Genomic DNA, 19,795 nt, shown 5'->3' on the forward strand with positions numbered 1-19,795 from the left:
TGTACACGTTAAACTTCCATAATAATTGGTAAGATCATGGGTCGGCGACGTGTGCGATCGAATAAGAATCGACCCAATTGATCTCGTACACTATTCTTCAGCGATGACCACTCGTTGACGTTTTGATTCACGCATTTCTCCAGGGTCTGCTGAACAAGCTTCGCTGCTTCATCTAATAGCTCCTCTGATTCCCGTACATAGACAAAGCCTCGTGAAATAATATCCGGACCAGAAAGAATCTGACCAGTCTGTTTACTTAATGTAACTACAACAACTAATATTCCATCTTGTGATAATAATTTGCGGTCACGTAAGACGATGTTACCAACATCTCCTACGCCTAGGCCATCGATAAGTACAACGCCACTTGGTTTTTTCGGACCATAGCGAGCCTGATCTTCTGTAATCTCTACAGAATCCCCATTTTCTAGAAGGAAGATGTTTTCTGGATCCACGCCACAATCGATGCTAAGCTGGGCGTGCTGTTTTTGCATCCGAAACTCACCATGAATGGGAACGAAGTACTGAGGCTTCATTAAATTTAGCATCAGCTTCAGATCCTCTTGACTACCATGACCAGAAACATGAATATTATGTTCCCGCGAACCATGAATCACAGTAGCTCCGATCCGATACAATTTATCAATAATACGACCAACATAACGTTCATTCCCTGGGATCGGCGTTGCGGCAATAATCACCGTATCTCCTGGAAGGATATCAACGGACTTATGCGTGGCATAGGCCATACGTGATAGGGCAGACATGGGTTCACCTTGACTACCTGTGGAAAGAATGACCACTTCTTCAGCAGGAAGCTTATTGATCTCATTCACATCAATGAGCGTACCTTCTGGAACATGGAGATAGCCTAATTCTAATGCAACATTGACCACATTCACCATACTGCGTCCAACGATTGCTACCTTACGATTATTGGTAACTGCAGCCTCAATCACTTGTTGTACACGATGAACATTGGAAGCGAATGTTGCGACGATTACCCGTTGCTCTGCTTTCTCGAATACATCGCTTAATGCTACACCGACTAAACGTTCAGACGGGGTGAACCCTGAGCGTTCTGCATTGGTGCTATCTGACATTAAACATAGAACACCTTTTTGGCCAATCTCTGCCATCTTATGCAGATCTGCATGCTGATTATTAACAGGAGTATGATCAAATTTAAAATCCCCTGTATGCACGACCTGTCCCAGTGGGGTTTCGATACATATCCCCACCGAATCAGGAATACTATGGTTCGTACGGAAGAAACTAACCTTACACGCCCCTGCTTCGATCATCGAATCGGAATCAACCACTCGAAGTTGGTTCTGACGTAAGATGCCTGCTTCCCGTAATTTTCCTTCCACTAATCCTAATGTTAACCTGGTCCCATAGACAGGTACCTTTAAATCCCGTAATACATACGGTAAGGCACCAATATGGTCTTCATGACCATGGGTAATAAAGATCCCCCGAATCCGTTCGTTGTTCTCTAACAGATAGGTGATATCAGGGATTACAATATCAATCCCTAGCATCTCCTCTTCGGGAAACTTCAACCCTGCATCTATGACCAGGATATCCTCTCCGTACTCAACTACGTACATATTCTTCCCAATCTCCCCTACGCCGCCCAAGGGAAAGATGAGAAGACGTTCCTGGTTATTCTGTTTTGCCAAACGATTACCTCCTATGAAGTTGTAGTTACATTTTTTCGAACCGCACACTATCACTTATTCACATTATACATGATGGGAAAAGAGAAACACAAGGGTAGAAAAAAACCTCCCGTAGGGAGGTCTTAATCTAGAACTGATTATTAAGAAATTGAATTTCTTACTGTTTCCAGCGATTTAATAAATTTACTCTCTCTTCTTCTGTTAACGGTACGAGTGGAAGACGAACCGAACCAACTGGAAGACCATACTCTGCGAGCAGGGCTTTGACGGGTACTGGATTGGGGTAAATAAAAAGTGCTTCAAACTGATGAAGTAGCTGCTGATGGAGTTGAGCAGCTTCCTTCACTTCGCCCATGAGATAGCGTTGAATCATCTGTTGCATCGGTTCACCGATCAGATGACTTGCGACGCTGACAACCCCTTCACCACCGATGGCAAGTAGTGGCAGTGTTAGCTTATCATCTCCACTATAGACAACAAAATCGGAAGCAGTACGAGCAAGAATCTCACCCATCTGTGTCAGATCACCACTGGCTTCTTTTACAGCTACGACATTGGGGATGGTGGAGAGTGTCACAATGGTGTCAACAGTCATATTAGTACCTGTCCGACCAGGGATATTATAGAGCATGATGGGTAGCTTTGTTGCTTGCGCAATGGCAGTAACATGCTGAATGATCCCAGCTTGCGAGGGTTTATTATAATATGGCGTAACAAGCATCACACCATCAACGCCAAGTTCTTCAACTTCTTGTGTTAACTGAATCGATGCACGTGTATCATTACTACCTGTACCAGCAATAACTGGCACTCGATTTTTCACCACCTCTTTGACGTGGCGGAAAAATTGAAGCTTCTCTTCATGGGATAAGGTGGGTGCTTCACCAGTTGTACCGCCCACCACCAGGGCATCTGTGCCCGTAGCCAAGAGATGCTCCACCAGTTGCGTGGTAGCATCATAATCGATCTCCCCGGTATTCTGAAAGGGAGTCACCATGGCGGTTAATAAGCGTCCAAAACTCATCTACTTCATCTCCTTAGCGGTGCAGTTGAAATTTATAATGGAGTGCCCGTACGGCTCTTACCATATCCTCACCACGTACCAATACCCAGATGGTTGTATGAGAGTCTGCTGATTGTAGAATAGTAATCTCTTCATTGGTTAGCGCTTCGACAATTTTAGCCATCACACCAGGAACTCCGGTCATTCCTGCACCAACAGCCGCCACTTTCGCACAGTGAGGATGGACTTGTGGGTCAAAGCCCAACTCATGTAGTATCTGAACCGCATGATCTGCTTCATTATCATGCACCGTATAAGTAACGCCCACAGGCGTTACATTGATAAAATCCACACTGATATGATTCTCAGCCATGGCCTTAAAAACTTGCATCTGCACATCATGGTGCGTATTGGGGGCAGGTACCTTGATCTGAGTGATATTGGCTACATTGGTAATCCCCGTGATGGGATGGTCGATGATCTCTCCAGCCATCTCTTGCAGTTCTAGTAGACTAGTCACTAATGTTCCCTCGTCCATGCTATGTGTTGAACGAACACGAATGGGGAGATTGGTCTGCATGGCGATCTCTACAGCTCTTGGGTGAATCACCTTGGCCCCCTGATGAGCTAAATTACAGATCTCTGTGTAAGTGACCATGGAGAGAGGTTTCGCATCATTAACGAGACGGGGGTCAGCTGTCATAATTCCTTCCACATCAGTAAAGATATCCACACGTTCCGCTTGTAAGGCTACACCTAGCGCTGTTGCAGTGGTATCACTACCGCCTCTCCCCAATGTGGTGATATCCATTTCAGGTGTAACACCTTGAAAGCCAGTTACGATCACAATGGCATATTGATTGAGAGCTTTTTTAATCTGAACAGGATCCAGCTTTACAATGTGAGCTGCTCCATACTCATCGGTGGTAACAATTCCTGCCTGTCCTCCGGTTAAAATGGTTGTTTCTAAACCTGCTGCTCGACAGGTACTAGCTAATACCCCTGCAGAGATAATCTCACCGCAACTCAAATATAAATCCTTATCACGCTCACTGAGACCTGCACCGGTCTCATGAAGTAATTTTAATAGGGTGTCTGTAGCATAAGGATCTCCTGCCCGCCCCATGGCGGAGACGACCACCACCACACGATTCCCCTTCTTAACTTCATCTTGAATATGAGCCAAGACAAATTGCCGATCTTCATTGCTTCGTAATGACGTACCACCAAATTTTTGAACGATTATTTTCATCGTTGTTCAACCACCCATTAGCTTTTCAAGATTTGGTCCGCAATTTGAACAGTGTTCCAGGCTGCGCCCTTCCATAGATTATCAGAGACAATCCAGAGATGCCAGCCATTTGGATGATCCAAATCCCGGCGAATTCGTCCTACATATACCTCAGGTTTACCAACTCCATCAATGGGCATGGGGTATTGTTGCTTTTCGGGATTATCAACAACGATAACACCTGCCATTGCTTGCAATGAGGAGATTACGTCCTCCTTACTCACTTCTTGCTCTAGCTCCACATAAACCGACTCCGAATGTCCACGAAAGACGGGGACACGAACACAGGTGGCTGCAACCTCTAATGTGGCATCTTGGAAAATCTTCTTCGTTTCACGAACCATTTTCATCTCTTCCAATGTATAATCATTGGGTTCAAAACGATCGATCTGTGGAATCACATTGAAAGCGATGGGATAGTGAACCGGTAAAGCAGCAGAAGGTAGAATCGTGGGAGTTACCTTCTCTCCTTCTAGTATACCTTTGGTCTCATTCTCTAGCTCTACCATGGCACTATGACCAGCACCTGATACAGCTTGATAGGTGGAGACAATAATGCGACGCATCCCATAGGCTTGACGTAGCGGATGAAGAGCCATTACCATCTGCGTCGTTGAGCAATTAGGGTTGGCAATAATACCTTGATGCTCTTTGATGGCTTCACCATTTACCTCAGGTACCACGAGAGGGACATGGGGATCCATGCGATAAGCATTAGTATTATCTACTGCTACTGCACCACGTTGAACTGCTTCAGGCACAAGAAGCTTGCTTACTGTTCCTCCTGCACTAAATAATGCGACATCAACGCCTTGAAAAGAGTCAGGTGTTGCTTCTTGGACAGTCAATCGTTCACCACGAACTGTCAATTCTGTCCCAGCTGAACGTTTTGATGATAAGAGTGTGATCTGATCAACTGGCAGTTGGTATTGTTCCAGGATTCTTAGTATTTCCTGCCCAACTGCACCGGTAGCACCAACGATGGCTAAATGTTTTTTCATGGGCATCATCCTTCCTTTGTTCTATTTTACCGAATTTTCGTCCAAAAGGTTATCCCTATTCCGAAATTTTTCGATAATAACTGGTTGAAGTTGTTTTCCTGCCAAGGCAGCTTCACAGGTTTCGAGGATAAGATCCATCTGGGCCACTAGGGATTTCGGCTTTCCCTCCGGTTGATCCTGCCCAAAAGGAACAAAGAAAAGATCCTTTGCTACCATTAATCTCGCTAGATTAGCCATATTTAAGCCTAGACCATCGTTGGTTGATATGGCTAGTACCACTGGTTTATGATTACGCATCATCGCTTTGGCTGCCATCAAGACAGGGCTCTCTGTCAGAGCATTAGCTAGCTTCGCCATGGTATTGCCCGTACAAGGTGCGATCACAACCAGGTCAAGAAGATCCTTCGGACCCAGTGGCTCTGCTTCAGGAATGGTAGAGATTAATTGATTGCCAGTTACTTCTTCCAGCTCTTTGGCCCATTCGCCCGCTCCACCAAACCTTGTACTTGTATTCAGGACTGTATGTGTCACGATGGGCACTACTTTAGCACCTGCTTGAACAAGGCGCTTCACTTCGGGTAAAACCTCTTCATAGGTACAGTGTGAGCCCGTCATTGCAAATCCGATCCGTTTGCCCGCAATCTTCATGATCGTCCCTCCTGCTGTTCCATAAGTAATTGAACTAAGGTTTTCGCCAAAATCTTGCCAGCTGTCTTGGGAGCAACAATTCCGGGCAAGCTAGGAGCCAACATGGCATTCAATCCCCGCTTTTTTGCATACTCAAAATCAACACCGCCTGGTTTTGTCGCAAGATCGAGAATAAACGTGTGGTGAGGGAGCTGAGCCAAAATGAGGGCATCTACGACGAGATGAGGAATGGTATTCATCAACATATCAAGATCATGGGCTTGTGTAACTAATTGGTGAAGAAAAAAGGGCTCCATTCCTAATTGCTGAATCCGAGCATAATCACGTTCACTCCGAACTCCGACTCGTACATCAGCGCCTAAAAGATCGAGGGTATGCGCTAGTGTTTGACCAACACGTCCGAACCCTAGAACAGCGATTTTCGATCCATGAATGGTGATATCGGTGTGTTGAATGGCCATCATGACTGCGCCTTCCGCAGTTGGAATGGAATTATAGATGGCGATGTCATCTCGTTCAAGTAGCTGCACAAGGCGAAGTTGATAGCGTTTGGCCATCTGCTGCAAATACTCCTTAGCAATTCCAGTATAGAACGTACAATGGGGTGAACATGCTTGAAAATGTGTTTCCGTCATCTGGATTGTTTTTTCACTAAAAAGGCTCATGGCCTCTCCTGCTTCATCCAGTCCTACAACAGGAAGGATGATCGCATCTGCTTTTTCCAGCAATTCCATGCTTAACTCCCGTTTCACTGCATTGGAAAATTGGCTCTCCAATCGATCAAAACCGACAAGACTAATGGTGGCATTCATTTGGCTTAATTCCTTAATCACTTCCAATTGTCTTGCATCCCCACCAAGAAAAAGGATATCGAGACCAGTTAGCATCCAGGTAGTACCCCTTTCTAGCTACCGTTTCCTAGATTTAGTACGCTTCTACGTCAAGTGATCTACCCTATCATATGATGGGGATGCATGTTTGGTGTGATCGATTGGTGATCCTCTTTTACTTTTACGGCTTCTCTAAGTAATAATTTCTTCGTACCTCCACAATAATCATTTCTGGACCGATCTTGCGAATATGTTGCCAAGGAATTACAACCTCTTCACGTCTACGGCGAAAGCCAAAGAGATGATTAGCAGGTAGGATGATGGCGCGAATCTCACCTGTTAAAGGATTCACGTCAAGATCAGTTTCACCAATCTGGCCTAGCCGTTCACCTCGTTCAAGATCAATAATCTCTTTACCAGCGATTTGACTATAACGCATGCCCATTCCTCCTATCTAAAAAAATGTACCTTCAATAGGTACATTTCTTCGAATCATTCATTAGGATTCTAATTGGTGATGAAGATACTCTAGGGTACACTTATCAATCAATCTACTAATCTCCTGAAACATTGGCTGCGTAAACGTATCATCCAAGGTTGACAGCCATAATTGATGTAGGTTTTTCCTAGCTTCCTCTAATTCCATAGCCTGTATGGGGTTCCACATAAAATAACCCTCCCTCATATCCTTTTTCATCATCCTATGAGAGAGGGCTTCATTCTATGACATTTTTACGTTGAGCGGTGTTGCCAATGCTCATCGAAAGCAAATCTACTTAAGAGGAATGCTATTTTTTAATACCTGTTCGATTTCATCAGGAAAGCTGTCATAAGGACCGATGAGGGCAGCTGCCATCGGTTGCATAAATAGCTGCGTGGCTACTTCTTTAATATCATCCACTGTAACTCCCTCGATGAGTTCAATAATTTGATCCAAGGTACGATGACGACCCAATACCAATTCATTCTTTCCTAAATGGATCATCCGACTATTCACACTCTCAAGGGAAAGCATGAGGCTACCTTTTAAATTTTCTTTACCCCAATACAGCTGTTCTTCCGTCATGCCTGTATCGATCAGTGATTTTGCCTGGGCAAGCATTAATTTTGTTACTTCTAGCAATTGATCAGGTGCTGTGCCTGCATAGAAAGTAAAGATACCCGTCTGCTGGTACGCAGTATGGTATGAGTAAACCGAGTAAGCTAAGCCCCGGGCTTCACGAATCTCTTGAAAGAGCAAGGAGCTAGCACTACCACCAAGATACTGATTTAAGAGCAACAGGGGAAAGTTTCGCTCATCACCTGCAATAAATGCTGGGACCGCTAAGCATAGATGTGCTTGCTCTGTCTCCTTCTTCTTGACGATGCGTCCCGAATAAAAAGTTGGAGCTTCTTGATCCTCCACTAATCTCCTACCTTGATACTGTCCAAAAAGCGCTTCGATCTGGCTGAGCAGGTCAGCTGGAATATGGCCAGCAATGGCAATCACAAGGTTCTCTGGCGTATAGTATCCCTCCACATGATCATGAAGCTTCTGAGATGAAAACGTGTTTAATACCTCTTCTGTACCTAGAATGGAGTAGCCCAGTGGATGTTGGGGATAAGCGGCAGTCAAGATCATGTCATGAACAAGCTCATCTGGTGTATCCTCATACATGGAGATCTCTTCAAGAATTACACGACGTTCCTTCGCCAATTCTTCCTCTGCATAGGTTGAGTGGAAGAGCATATCCGCCAAGATCTCAATGGCATAGGAAGCATGTTGATCCAATACCCGCGCATAATAGCAGGTATACTCCTTCGATGTAAAGGCATTCACCTGACCACCGATCCGATCAAATTCTTCAGCGATCTCCTTGGCTGTCCGTTTCTCCGTCCCTTTAAACATCATATGTTCAATAAAATGTGATACCCCATTGTTCTCCATGGTTTCATCATTGGAGCCTGTACCAAACCACAAACCGATGGAGACGGAGCGAACATTCTCCATGGGCTCCAGTAGAACCCGTACTCCATTGGAAAACGTTATTTTTTTCATTCGATTCGTTTCCCCTTCCCTCATTTCCGATCCGATTCTCTCTCAACCTCTACTCAAAAAAAGGAAAGACCCTTCCTGCATGGGAAGGTGTCTATACAACAATCAGAATGGAGATGTACTCTTTTACTATATCAAAAAAATAATCATCCCTCAATCATTACCAGATTGTTCATGAGCGTCGAGTAGACGGGAAGGAGAGAGCAGATGATCGAGACGGATGATCTGTAAACCTTTCTTCTCAATCCTTTTGAGTAGGGTGGGAAGGGCTGCAGCTGTAGAATTTGTAGGGTGCATTAACACTAGGCTACCATTCTCCACCTGTGACATCACCCGTTGAATGAGAAGATCAGGCGCAGGCTTACGCCAGTCTACCGTATCCACTGTCCATAGAATGGTATACATACCTTCCTGAGCTGCCACATCAACCGTTGATTGATTAAAATCACCAGCAGGCGGTGCGAAGTAGATGGCGGATTTGTCGGTAATCTTCTGAATAATTTGATTGGTTTTCTGGATCTGTTCCCGCGCTTGTTGGGAAGAAAGCTTACTCATCATGGGATGATTATAGGCATGGCTACCGATGAGATGCCCTTCCTTTTGCATCAATTTGACCAGTTCAGGCTCCTTTTCCGCCCATGCACCATCGAGGAAGAAGTTCACCTTCACCCCATGCTCCCGAAAGGTCTTTAGCATCCCCGGGAGATATTCGGTACCCCAAGCAACATTGACCAGAAAGGCAACGCCTTGCTTCTGCGGATTGGCACGGTAGATAGGAGCGGGATTTAGGTCCTGTAGCTGTACCTTTGGTGTGATGGTTTCAAATACAAGGGCCTCCGCAGGTAATTCTTGCTGTCCATTGGCTTTCCACTTCATCTTTAACAATCTTTGAACAGTCTCTTCAATATTTAATTGACGTCCCTCAATACCAGGAATCGCCTTCCACACCCGATCAATGCGTGCATCCTCTGCAGGTAGCTTATATTGTTGAGCCTTTTCTTGAACGAGCTGCCTGAGGCGATCCACATCACTAGCTGCTTCGATGGTGAATGGCACCCCCATTAGGAGAAGAACCATGGCGATGACTAGAACCATCCAGGAACGTAGCTGATTCAGTTGTTTAATCCAACCTTTCATACAACTCACCCTTTCCGACTTCTAATGATGAGCAACCTTCTTATATGAGCCTGAAGGCATACGAATGCTTAGGGCTATCATCATTACTTCTCTATAAGGGTGTGCTGTGAACCATGGTTCTATGCAGATAGAACCCTTCTTTGTCATGACATCAGGAGTCTTCTTATTGTATCTTGATAAATACCATTGGCCCTTTCGGTTGGTGGATTCACGTGCGCCTTGATCCCTTTTTTAGATGACACAAATAAAAAAAGAGTCAGAATAGCTCTGCCTCTTTCTTCGTATGCATATTGAATTGGTGCAGCTAGAGTAGGAATATCACTGCCACTACTCAGACTTTTTCTCGTCTTCGAGAACCGCTTTATGGGAAAGATTAATACGGCCTTGGGCATCAATTTCTGTGACTTTGACAAGGAGGTCATCGCCAACATTGGCCACGTCTTCCACCTTGGCAATCCGTTCCTTCGCCATTTGGGAGATGTGAACTAAGCCTTCCTTACCAGGTAATACCTCCACAAATGCACCGTATTTCTCAACACGCTTCACCTTACCGAGATAGATAACACCTACTTCAACTTCTGCCGTGATCTCTTCGATGATCCGCTTCGCCTTCTCATTGGCATCCATATCTGCAGACGCAATGAAAATACGACCATCTTGTTCAATATCGATCTTCACACCTGTTTCATCAATGATCTTATTGATCATCCGACCGCTTGGCCCGATGACATCGCGGATCTTATCTGGATTGATCTGCATAGTCATAATCTTAGGTGCATAAGGAGATAGCGTTTTCCGTGGTTCGGAAATGCAATCCATCATATTGTGCATGATGGTCTCGCGACCTTCATGGGCTTGCTTCAATGCTTGTTCTAAGATTTCACGGGTAATCCCCTTGATCTTAATATCCATCTGTAAAGCGGTAATTCCCTTTGCTGTACCTGCTACTTTAAAGTCCATGTCACCGAGATGGTCTTCCATCCCTTGGATATCAGTAAGGATAACGACATTATCCCCCTCTTTAACGAGACCCATGGCGATCCCTGAAACAGGTGCCTTGATAGGTACACCAGCATCCATCAGTGCAAGCGTTGATGCACAGATACTTGCTTGGGAAGAGGAGCCATTGGATTCAAGGACCTCAGATACGCAGCGGATGGTATAAGGAAATTCAGATTCTGGAGGAATAATGGGCTCTAGGGCACGTTCGCCAAGGGCACCATGTCCGATCTCACGACGACCTGGAGCACGTGGAGAGCGAGCTTCTCCAACACTAAATGGTGGGAAATTATAATGATGCATGAACCGTTTGGATTCTTCTAGACCTAGTCCATCAAGGATCTGCACATCACCTAACGCACCTAATGTACAAATACTGACCACCTGCGTTTGACCGCGGTGAAAATGACCAGATCCATGAGTCCGTGGAAGAATCCCCACTTCACTGGTAAGGGGACGAATCTCATTCACAGCTCGTCCATCGGGGCGAATACCTTCCTCAACGATTAAACGCCGCACTTCATCACGAATGAGCGTATGTACCATTTCTGATACCTGTGCAAGCTTCCCTTCTTCAAAGATCTCTGCGAAGTGTGCAACAGTCTCAGCCTCGATCTCATCAAGAGTATCATAGCGTTCTTGCTTCTCTTTGATCTGTACTGCAGCATCGATTCGTTCCTTGGCGTATTCCTTCACTGCTTGCTCTACATCAGCATCGATGGCATGTAATGTTACTTCACGTTTGGCTCGACCGATCTCTGCCACGATTTGCTCTTGAAAAGCAACTAGCTTCTTAATGGCTTCATGTCCAAAGAGAAGTGCTTCGAGCATCACATCTTCTGGGACTTCGTTGGCGCCTGCTTCCACCATATTGATGGCATCTTTCGTACCTGCAACCGTAAGATGGATATCACTCTTCTCCATCTCTTCCACTGAAGGATTGATCACAAATTCTCCATTGACTCGACCAACAATGACACCGGCAATGGGTCCATCAAAGGGGATGTCAGATGTAGATAGTGCCATTGAGGTACCGAGCATGGCAGCGATCTCTGAAGAACAGTCCTGATCTAAGGACATGACCATATTCACAACTTGAATCTCATTGCGAAATCCTTCTGGGAATAAGGGACGGATCGGGCGGTCAATCAATCGACTAGCAAGAATCGCCTTCTCACTGGGTCTACCTTCCCGCTTGATGAAGCCACCAGGAATTTTACCTACAGCATAGAGGCGTTCTTCATAATTGACGGTAAGTGGAAAAAAGTCCATATCCTTTGCTTCCTTGGAAGCGGTCACCGTTGATAGGACAACTGTATCGCCATAACGCACGAAGACAGCCTGTGTTGCTTGTAAAGCATACTTACCAAATTCAAATTCAAGAGGATGACCAGCTAACTCTGTCTTATACACTTTGTGTTCCATTGGTTCCATACGTGCTTGTATGCCTCCTTCCACATCTATGTGAATAATTTCAACACATTTGTAGTATTTCCTTCATCTTCGAATAATAAAAGAAAAAGCGAGGAATACCCCGCTTTCTCCCGCTTATCGACGAAGACCTAACTTATCAACCAATTCGCGGTAACGTGTAACATCTTTTTCTTTCAAGTAGTTTAACAAGTTACGGCGATGACCTACCATCTTCAAAAGTCCACGACGTGAATGGTGGTCTTTCTTATGAACACGTAAGTGATCATTTAAAGAATTGATGTTCTCAGTTAAGAGGGCAATTTGCACCTCTGGAGAACCGGTATCATTGTCATGGCGTTTGAAAGTTTCAATGATCTCTTGCTTGCGTTCTAATGTGATTGCCATGTGTGTCACCTCCTTATCATAATCCCCAACAGCCTCGTCCAACGTCGGTGAGTCGATGAACCAAGCCCTGGTTATCTTCGTGATCCTAATGATCACTATGAGTTAGTATAGCATACTCCTTCTAACCTGTTCAACATCCATTTTAATTTGACTGATCAGTGCTTCACGATTGGGAAATTTTTGTTCCTCCCGGATAAAGGCGAAGAGATCAACCACCATGGTTTCACCATATAAATCGCCATTAAAATCGATCAGATGTACTTCGCAATCCACTTCATTGCCCTGTAAAAATGTTGGCTTCTTCCCTACATTCATCACTGCTTCATACTCTCTACCATTCCAATGCACTTTACAGGCATAGACACCATGCTTTGGAAGAATGTAGTTGGTTGTCAGACGTAGATTGGCTGTTGGAAAGCCCAAGGTACGCCCCCGTTGATCACCGATAATCACCGTACCTACTAGTTGAAACGGTTTCCCTAGAAGTGGGGGAACTGCTTCGATCTTTCCTTCTTGGATTAACTGACGAATCCGCGTGCTACTCACCTTATCCCCTTCATATAGAATGGGGGGAACAATGTCAACGCCGAAGCCAAGTTGCTCCCCAAATTCTTGGAGCATTGCAGCATTGCCTCGTCCATATTGACCAAAGGTATAATCAAAGCCAGATACCACATACTTCGCATGAAAGTCTAGAACGTACTGGTGGACAAATTCTTGCGGGCTTAAATTAGCAAATGCTTGATCAAACTGAACTAAAAAGATCTGCTCCATCCCATGTTGTTCAAAGAGCTGAAGACGTTGATCGAGGGAGGTGAGATAGGTCACCTTGCCGGGACCTGCTAATACTTCCCGAGGATGGGGATGAAAGGTTAGCAAAGAAGGGACCCAGTGATTCTCCCTACTGATTCGCACTGTATGCTCCAATACAGTCTGGTGTCCCAGATGTAAACCATCAAAATAACCTAACGCCATCACAGATGGTGGAAGTGGAAATGGAGTAGTCTCTTGTCTGATATGATAGATTTCCACTATGATATATCCTCCCTATAAATGAAATACTTTGACTGGCTTTCCGTACATCACATCGCTGCTCTCAAGCTGGCGGAAATGAGACACCTCATATAAGGCGAGAAACTTCCCATCACAGCTATAAACACGGAATAGATCTCCCTGGTTCCATTCCGGCTTATTCGGAAAGGCAATGGTCTGTCCATTTATAATATTAAAGCGTTGCTGCTCCCCTACTTCACAAGTAGGATAATGAACTAATGCATGATCTATCGGAAGCAACAAACTCTCAAATGTCCCTTGCGCAACGGCAGATGCGATCTGTTCAAAGGTATAGGTTTCCTCCAAGAAGAATGGACCACTCTTAATCCGCTCTAAATGAAGCATATGAGCAGGCATTCCCCACTTCTGACCGATATCGACACAAAGGGTTCTGATATAGGTGCCTTTGGAACAGGTTACTTGGAAATGGATCGTAGGATAGCCTTCCCACTCACCAATCTTCTGTAGGTTCAGATCATGGATCGTCACTTTACGAGCAGGACGTTCCACCTCAATCCCTTCTCTCGCCCATTCGTATAACCGCTTGCCCTTTACCTTCACAGCGGAATACATGGGTGGCGTCTGTTCGATCTCGCCCAGAAATGTGGATAAGACAGAGCGTGCCTCTTCTTCCGTAATTTCAGGGAGCTGCGCTGCTTTTTCTAATAAAAGACCAGTATGATCCTCCGTCTGGGTAGAGTACCCCACAAGACAGACAGCATTGTACATTTTGGACTCTTCATGTAGATACTCAATCACTCGGGTAGCTTGACCCAAGCAAATAGGGAGTACACCACCTACCTGAGGATCAAGGGTACCTGCATGACCGACGCGACGCTCTCCTGTCATGCGACGAATTTCATTTACACAATCATGGCTAGTCATACCGACTGGCTTTCGTAATGGTAAAATTCCATCCATAGTAAACATCCTATTCTTTCTTATGAAATTGTCCTTCAAGAGCTTGCAATACTGCTTTCTTTACATCTGTCATCGATCCTGTCATGGTGCAACCAGCTGCACGAACATGACCACCGCCACCAAACTGCTGAGCAAGTTCAGCAACATTGAGCCAGTCTTTGGAACGGAAGCTCACTTTAATTCCATTACTCTCTTCATGAAAGAGTACACCAACTTCAGTTGAGTCTAGGTTCACGCCATAATTTACTATTCCATTCACATCTTCCCGAGTGGCATTGGTCTCTAAAAAATCTGACTTCATTAAAGACATCACAGCAATTCCTCCATGATGAAGTAACTCTAGCGATTGAAGTGCCCTTTGCAGTAAGGCAACATGCTCCACCGTAATCGTCTCCAAAAAACGATTAGCCAGATCCCCTGGCTGCACCCCGTATTGGAGAAGATGGGCAGCACGTTCCATTACTGCGGAAGTGGTATTGGAGTGACGGAAGCCACCTGTATCCGTTAGTAATCCAGTATAGAGCAATGTTGCGCTAATCTCATCAAAAGGAATAGCTGTAGCTTCATATAAGTCATAAATTAGTTGAGCCGTTGCAGCGCTTTCTGACTTCACAAGATTCAAGTGAGCGAAATGATTGTTTGTCGGGTGGTGATCAACACTGAAGCTCGGAATCTGAGCTAAGAGCTCTTTGATCAATGGACCAGCTCGACGCTCATCTGCACAATCCACGAGTATCATGGCCTTCGGCAGCCAATTTTCATTACGATCGGGAAATGGGGAGGTAATTTCCTCCCCATGGTTGTTACTAATGGTCGTAATCTGATCAGCAGTGGGAAGCGATAGAAATTTTGGTGGAATCGGGTCGGCATTTACCATACGATAGCTCTTACCTAATTGCTGTAGTAAATAACCCATGGCCAATGTAGAAGAAATTGCATCCCCATCAGGTCGCTCGTGAGCTACCACCCAATAATGATCATGAGCATGCAACCATGCAATGGCTTCATCCATCTGTATCACTACGCTCATCTCCTACTCCCCTTTATCATGTAAATCTTGAAGAATCTTGTCAATATGGCTTCCATAATCCAGTGATTCATCTAAGCGAAACTGTAGCTCGGGTGTATGACGTAATTGAATGCGTTGTCCTAGCTCCTTGCGTAAGAAGCCTTTTGATTTATCGAGACCAAGCAAGGTGGTCTCCTTCTCTTCTTGACTGCCCATTACACTCACATACACCTTGGCTAACTGTAGATCACTGGATACTTCAACGCCAGTTACCGTAACAAATCCTACACGAGGATCCTTCAGTTCATATTGAATGAGCTGTCCTAACTCTTTCTTCATCTGTTCAGCAATTCGTTGTGTACGAACTTTGGACATGGCATATCCTCCTTCACTTTTCTTGAAACAGCTGGAGGTAAAGAACCACTTATTTCTTCGTTACTTCCACCATCTTGTAGGGTTCAATAATATCCCCCTCTTTAACATCGTTGTAATTATCCAGAACAATACCACATTCATAGCCTTGGGCTACCTCTTTCACATCATCCTTAAAGCGACGAAGGGTATCGATCTTCCCTTCATAGACAACAATACCGTCACGAATTAAGCGGGCGAGCGCATCGCGGGTCACTTTTCCCTCAGTTACATAGCAGCCGGCAATGGTTCCTACACGTGATACCTTGAAGGTTTGACGTACTTCAACCTGACCGATAATCTCTTCCTCGTATTCAGGATCAAGCATCCCTTTCATGGCTGCTTCCATTTCTTCTGTAACCTTATAGATAACTCGATGAAGACGAATATCTACACCTTCCTGCTCAGCAGCAACCCGTGCTTGTGGCTCTGGACGTACATTGAAGCCGATGATGAGTGCATTGGATGCAGAAGCTAGGATGATGTCCGATTCTGTAATGGCACCGACTCCACTATGGATAATGGAAACTCGTACGCCTTCCACTTCAATTTTTTCCAATGATCCCTTTAATGCCTCTGCAGATCCTTGTGTATCCGCTTTAATAATCACATTGATCTGTTTAATATCCCCCTCTTGAATCTGCTTAAAGAGGTCTTCTAAGCTCACCTTGGCTGTACTACGACGCTCTGATTCCACCTTGCGTTGAGCCCGTTTTTCACCGATGGCACGTGCAGTCTTCTCATCGTCGAAGACCATAAATTGATCGCCTGCAGAAGGAACATCATTGAGGCCAGTAATTTCGACTGGTGTTGATGGTGCTGCATCCTTAACACGGCGTCCTAAGTCATTGACCATGGCACGGATCCGACCGAAGGAACTGCCTACAACAATAGGATCCCCAACATGTAGTGTACCATTCTGCACAAGAACGGTTGCAATGGGTCCACGTCCCTTGTCAAGGCGTGCTTCAATGACTGTACCGCGGGCACGTTTATTGGGATTGGCTTGTAGCTCTTGCACTTCTGCTACAAGAAGAACCATTTCTAATAAGTCATCGAGACCTTCTCCCTGTAGAGCAGAGATTGGAACAAAGATGGTGTCGCCTCCCCACTCCTCAGGAACAAGATTATATTCTGTCAATTCCTGCTTCACACGGTCAGGATTGGCTTCTGGCTTATCCATCTTATTCACTGCAACGATGATCGGCACACCGGCAGCTTGCGCATGGGAGATTGCCTCTACGGTTTGTGGCATTACACCATCATCTGCTGCAACCACAAGGATGGTAATATCAGTGATCTGTGCACCGCGAGCACGCATTAAGGTGAAGGCCTCGTGTCCTGGTGTATCTAAGAAGGTGATTGGTTTATCATTAACCTCGATTTGATATGCCCCGATATGTTGGGTAATCCCACCTGCTTCACTCATAACAACCTTGATTTTGCTTTTGCGGAGTGCATCCAATAATGTGGTTTTACCATGGTCTACGTGACCCATAATCGTTACCACAGGAGGACGTAAGGTGAGATCTTCTGGTGCATCATTTTCTTCAATCTCTTCGAAATCTTCCTCTTTAATGGTGACTACCTTTTCCACTTCAATTCCAAATTCAGCTGCAAGGACTTCGATGGTTTCATAATCTAATTCTTGGTTGATCGTGGCCATAATGCCAAGTCCCATTAACTTTTTAATGATCTCTGCTGTGCCTTTATGAATCATTTGAGCAAACTCATTGACAGTCATGGAATCACTAGTAAGCATCAGCTTACCCGTATCCTCTTGATCGTAATAATCAGTCTGCTTATCACGATGCTTTTGACGACGTTTTTTCGGTGCCTTAACAGCAGGTACCTCTTCTTCTTCATCTTCGATTTCCTTGCTTAATAAAGTGCGACGCTTTGTTTTATTTTGGAATTCGTCAAACTCTTTCTCCACACTCTTCTTCTTTCCTTTATGACTTTCTTTGGTTTTATTTAAGGTCGTTGTCTCCATCTTTTTCCCCCTGTCTTGCTGGTTCTCCGCTGCTGTTTTTTCCTTATTGGTCTGTCCTATTTGCTTCTCTTTGTGGAAAAATTGGAGAACCTTCTCTTGCTCCTCTTCTGATAATACACTCATATGATTGCCAATAGGAATATTTAAAGATTTGCAAGTCTCAATAATATCCTTGCTCTGTAAGCTATATTGCTTTGCAAACTCATATACACGTACTTTACTCATTAAAGCTCACCCCCGTATGAATTTTTCTCCTTATGGCTTGGGCAAATCCCGGATCGGTAATGGCCACAACCACCCGTTCTTCTTTACCAATGGCACGCCCTAGTTCACCACGGTGGAAGCATACTAGTAGAGGAATTTGGTAGTAGGTTGTCTTATCTTCCATTCGTTTCTTCGTCGATTGACCAGCATCACTAGCTAAGAAAACCAACTGTACGTCGCCAGAAGATAAAGCGGAAAGAACAACCGTTTCTCCAGAGATTACTTTGCGTGCCCGCTGCGCCAATCCCAACAGTTGCAAAATGGACTCATTATCCCTTGCTTCGAGCATGGATCTCCTCAGCAATATCGTCATAGATTGCAGCGGGTATTTTTACTTCTAAGGCCTTTTCCAATGAGCCATACTTTTTTGCAAGGCTTAGACATTCTTCTGAGGGATAGATGTATGCTCCACGTCCATTTGCCTTACCTGTTAAATCAATGGTGACTTCCCCATCTGGTGTTCGTACAATGCGTAGTAATTCCTTTTTCGGGTGCATCTCCTGTGAAGCAACACATTTTCGTAATGGTACTTTCCGATTTACCATCATAGCCCCTCCTGTCTTCCTTCTTTAATTACATCTCTGTCTCGGATTCCCTTTTCTCATGGTCCTCTGCTACTGTATCTTCATTAAGATTATCAAATTGAATACCTTCTTCTCTTGCCTGAGTCTCACTTTTGATGTCGATCTTCCAACCTGTAAGTCTTGCTGCTAGTCGTGCATTCTGTCCTCGTTTTCCAATGGCTAGAGATAGTTGGTAATCAGGAACAACCACTAATGTAGATTTATCTTCTTCATTGACAATGACCTGTGTCACCTTGGATGGACTCAAGGCATTGGCCACATATTCCCGAGGGTCAGCGGACCAACGGACGATATCTATTTTTTCACCATTCAATTCATTCACAACGGCCTGTACCCGTGCACCCTTAGGGCCAACACATGCGCCAACAGGGTCAACATTGGAGTCTTGAGAATGAACGGCAATCTTTGAACGATCGCCCGCTTCACGAGCCACAGAACGGAGCTCTACCACTCCATCATAAATCTCCGGCACTTCACTCTCAAACAAGCGCTTGAGAAATCCTGGATGTACCCGTGAGAGGAAAATTTGCGGTCCCTTCGTTGTATTATCTACCTTCGTAATAAAGGCCTTTACCCGATCATTATGCTTGAAATTATCTAAAGGCATTAATTCCTTGAGCGGTAGAAGTCCTTCCGTTTTCCCTAAATCAATGTAAAGAAATTTGCCATCCATACGCTGAATGATTCCATTGATGATATCATTTTCCCTGTCAATATAGAGCTCATAGATGATGGAACGCTCAGCTTCACGGATCCGTTGAGTAACCACCTGCTTAGCAGTTTGCGCTGCAATCCGTCCAAAATCTCGGGGGGTCACCTCGATTTCAACGATATCCCCTTCCTGATAACGAGGATTTAATTCATGCGCAGCATCCATGGAGATTTCGAGGCGATCATCTTCCACTTCCTCCACCACTGTTTTACGAGCGTAAACGTGAATATCACCTAGTTCAGGATGAATGTCTACACGTACATTCTGTGCAGAATTAAAATTACGTTTATAAGCGGAGATTAATGCAGCTTCCATCGCTTCTAGTACAATCTCTTTCTGTATACCTTTCTCTTTTTCCAACTCATTCAGCGCTTCAATAAATTGTGAATTCATGCCGAGAG

General features: G+C 44.8%; 20 protein-coding genes. All 20 read right to left on the minus strand.

What is annotated here, in order from left to right:
* Nucleotides 1-8: 8 nt before the first annotated feature.
* The 20 genes from BN1691_RS12125 to nusA all read right to left on the minus strand — a co-directional run bounded on the left by BN1691_RS12125 (nucleotide 9) and on the right by nusA (nucleotide 19,787).
* Nucleotides 9-1,685: a ribonuclease J gene (locus BN1691_RS12125; RefSeq protein ID WP_048602444.1), complete on the minus strand. Its 1,677-nt coding sequence runs from the start codon at nucleotides 1,683-1,685 to the stop codon at nucleotides 9-11.
* Nucleotides 1,686-1,842: 157 nt separating this feature from the next.
* Complete coding sequence (gene dapA, locus BN1691_RS12130; RefSeq protein WP_048602445.1) at nucleotides 1,843-2,709, minus strand: 4-hydroxy-tetrahydrodipicolinate synthase; 867 nt, start codon at nucleotides 2,707-2,709, stop codon at nucleotides 1,843-1,845.
* 13 nt (nucleotides 2,710-2,722) lie between these two features.
* Entirely contained in the window at nucleotides 2,723-3,940 is a 1,218-nt protein-coding gene (gene dapG, locus BN1691_RS12135; protein ID WP_048602446.1) for an aspartate kinase, read from the minus strand.
* Between the two features lie 17 nt (nucleotides 3,941-3,957).
* Nucleotides 3,958-4,989, minus strand: coding sequence for an aspartate-semialdehyde dehydrogenase (locus BN1691_RS12140; protein WP_390621643.1), 1,032 nt, complete (start codon nucleotides 4,987-4,989; stop codon nucleotides 3,958-3,960).
* A 12-nt stretch (nucleotides 4,990-5,001) separates the two neighbouring features.
* Nucleotides 5,002-5,628 (minus strand): dipicolinate synthase subunit B, encoded by a 627-nt coding sequence (locus BN1691_RS12145; protein WP_048602448.1) that lies wholly within the window; start codon nucleotides 5,626-5,628, stop codon nucleotides 5,002-5,004.
* A complete protein-coding gene (gene dpaA / locus BN1691_RS12150) occupies nucleotides 5,625-6,515 on the minus strand; it encodes a dipicolinic acid synthetase subunit A (protein ID WP_048602449.1) in 891 nt (296 codons plus the stop codon). Before dpaA ends, BN1691_RS12145 begins: the two co-directional genes overlap by 4 nt.
* Nucleotides 6,516-6,639: 124 nt before the next feature.
* Entirely contained in the window at nucleotides 6,640-6,897 is a 258-nt protein-coding gene (locus BN1691_RS12155) for a YlmC/YmxH family sporulation protein (protein WP_048602450.1), read from the minus strand.
* Nucleotides 6,898-6,957: 60 nt separating this feature from the next.
* The gene (locus BN1691_RS14470) at nucleotides 6,958-7,125 is read right to left on the minus strand and encodes a hypothetical protein (RefSeq protein ID WP_156179069.1); all 168 of its coding nucleotides are present in this window, start codon (nucleotides 7,123-7,125) and stop codon (nucleotides 6,958-6,960) included.
* A gap of 105 nt (nucleotides 7,126-7,230) precedes the next feature.
* On the minus strand, nucleotides 7,231-8,496 hold the full coding sequence (locus tag BN1691_RS12160; protein WP_048602451.1) for a M16 family metallopeptidase: 1,266 nt from the start codon (nucleotides 8,494-8,496) through the stop codon (nucleotides 7,231-7,233).
* Between the two features lie 150 nt (nucleotides 8,497-8,646).
* Nucleotides 8,647-9,630, minus strand: coding sequence for a polysaccharide deacetylase family protein (locus BN1691_RS12165; RefSeq protein ID WP_048602452.1), 984 nt, complete (start codon nucleotides 9,628-9,630; stop codon nucleotides 8,647-8,649).
* A 327-nt stretch (nucleotides 9,631-9,957) separates the two neighbouring features.
* Nucleotides 9,958-12,063 (minus strand): polyribonucleotide nucleotidyltransferase, encoded by a 2,106-nt coding sequence (locus BN1691_RS12170; protein WP_048602453.1) that lies wholly within the window; start codon nucleotides 12,061-12,063, stop codon nucleotides 9,958-9,960.
* Between the two features lie 114 nt (nucleotides 12,064-12,177).
* Entirely contained in the window at nucleotides 12,178-12,447 is a 270-nt protein-coding gene (rpsO, locus tag BN1691_RS12175; protein ID WP_048602454.1) for a 30S ribosomal protein S15, read from the minus strand.
* A 102-nt stretch (nucleotides 12,448-12,549) separates the two neighbouring features.
* The gene (locus BN1691_RS12180) at nucleotides 12,550-13,479 is read right to left on the minus strand and encodes a bifunctional riboflavin kinase/FAD synthetase (RefSeq protein WP_048602455.1); all 930 of its coding nucleotides are present in this window, start codon (nucleotides 13,477-13,479) and stop codon (nucleotides 12,550-12,552) included.
* A 15-nt stretch (nucleotides 13,480-13,494) separates the two neighbouring features.
* Complete coding sequence (gene truB / locus BN1691_RS12185; RefSeq protein ID WP_053083766.1) at nucleotides 13,495-14,421, minus strand: tRNA pseudouridine(55) synthase TruB; 927 nt, start codon at nucleotides 14,419-14,421, stop codon at nucleotides 13,495-13,497.
* A 10-nt stretch (nucleotides 14,422-14,431) separates the two neighbouring features.
* Nucleotides 14,432-15,451: a DHH family phosphoesterase gene (locus BN1691_RS12190; RefSeq protein ID WP_048602456.1), complete on the minus strand. Its 1,020-nt coding sequence runs from the start codon at nucleotides 15,449-15,451 to the stop codon at nucleotides 14,432-14,434.
* Between the two features lie 3 nt (nucleotides 15,452-15,454).
* The gene (rbfA, locus tag BN1691_RS12195) at nucleotides 15,455-15,805 is read right to left on the minus strand and encodes a 30S ribosome-binding factor RbfA (RefSeq protein ID WP_048602457.1); all 351 of its coding nucleotides are present in this window, start codon (nucleotides 15,803-15,805) and stop codon (nucleotides 15,455-15,457) included.
* A gap of 49 nt (nucleotides 15,806-15,854) precedes the next feature.
* Entirely contained in the window at nucleotides 15,855-18,059 is a 2,205-nt protein-coding gene (infB, locus tag BN1691_RS12200; protein ID WP_048602458.1) for a translation initiation factor IF-2, read from the minus strand.
* Nucleotides 18,052-18,387, minus strand: coding sequence for a L7Ae/L30e/S12e/Gadd45 family ribosomal protein (locus BN1691_RS12205; protein ID WP_048602459.1), 336 nt, complete (start codon nucleotides 18,385-18,387; stop codon nucleotides 18,052-18,054). Before BN1691_RS12205 ends, infB begins: the two co-directional genes overlap by 8 nt.
* The gene (gene rnpM / locus BN1691_RS12210) at nucleotides 18,368-18,643 is read right to left on the minus strand and encodes an RNase P modulator RnpM (RefSeq protein ID WP_187116882.1); all 276 of its coding nucleotides are present in this window, start codon (nucleotides 18,641-18,643) and stop codon (nucleotides 18,368-18,370) included. Before rnpM ends, BN1691_RS12205 begins: the two co-directional genes overlap by 20 nt.
* Before the next feature lie 28 nt (nucleotides 18,644-18,671).
* Nucleotides 18,672-19,787 carry a transcription termination factor NusA gene (gene nusA, locus BN1691_RS12215; RefSeq protein ID WP_048602461.1) on the minus strand — a complete coding sequence of 372 codons (1,116 nt, stop codon included), beginning with the start codon at nucleotides 19,785-19,787 and terminating at the stop codon, nucleotides 18,672-18,674.
* Nucleotides 19,788-19,795 lie beyond the last annotated feature (8 nt).

Origin of the sequence: Rubeoparvulum massiliense, from assembly GCF_001049895.1 — a bacterium.
GTDB lineage: Bacteria > Bacillota > Bacilli > Rubeoparvulales > Rubeoparvulaceae > Rubeoparvulum > Rubeoparvulum massiliense.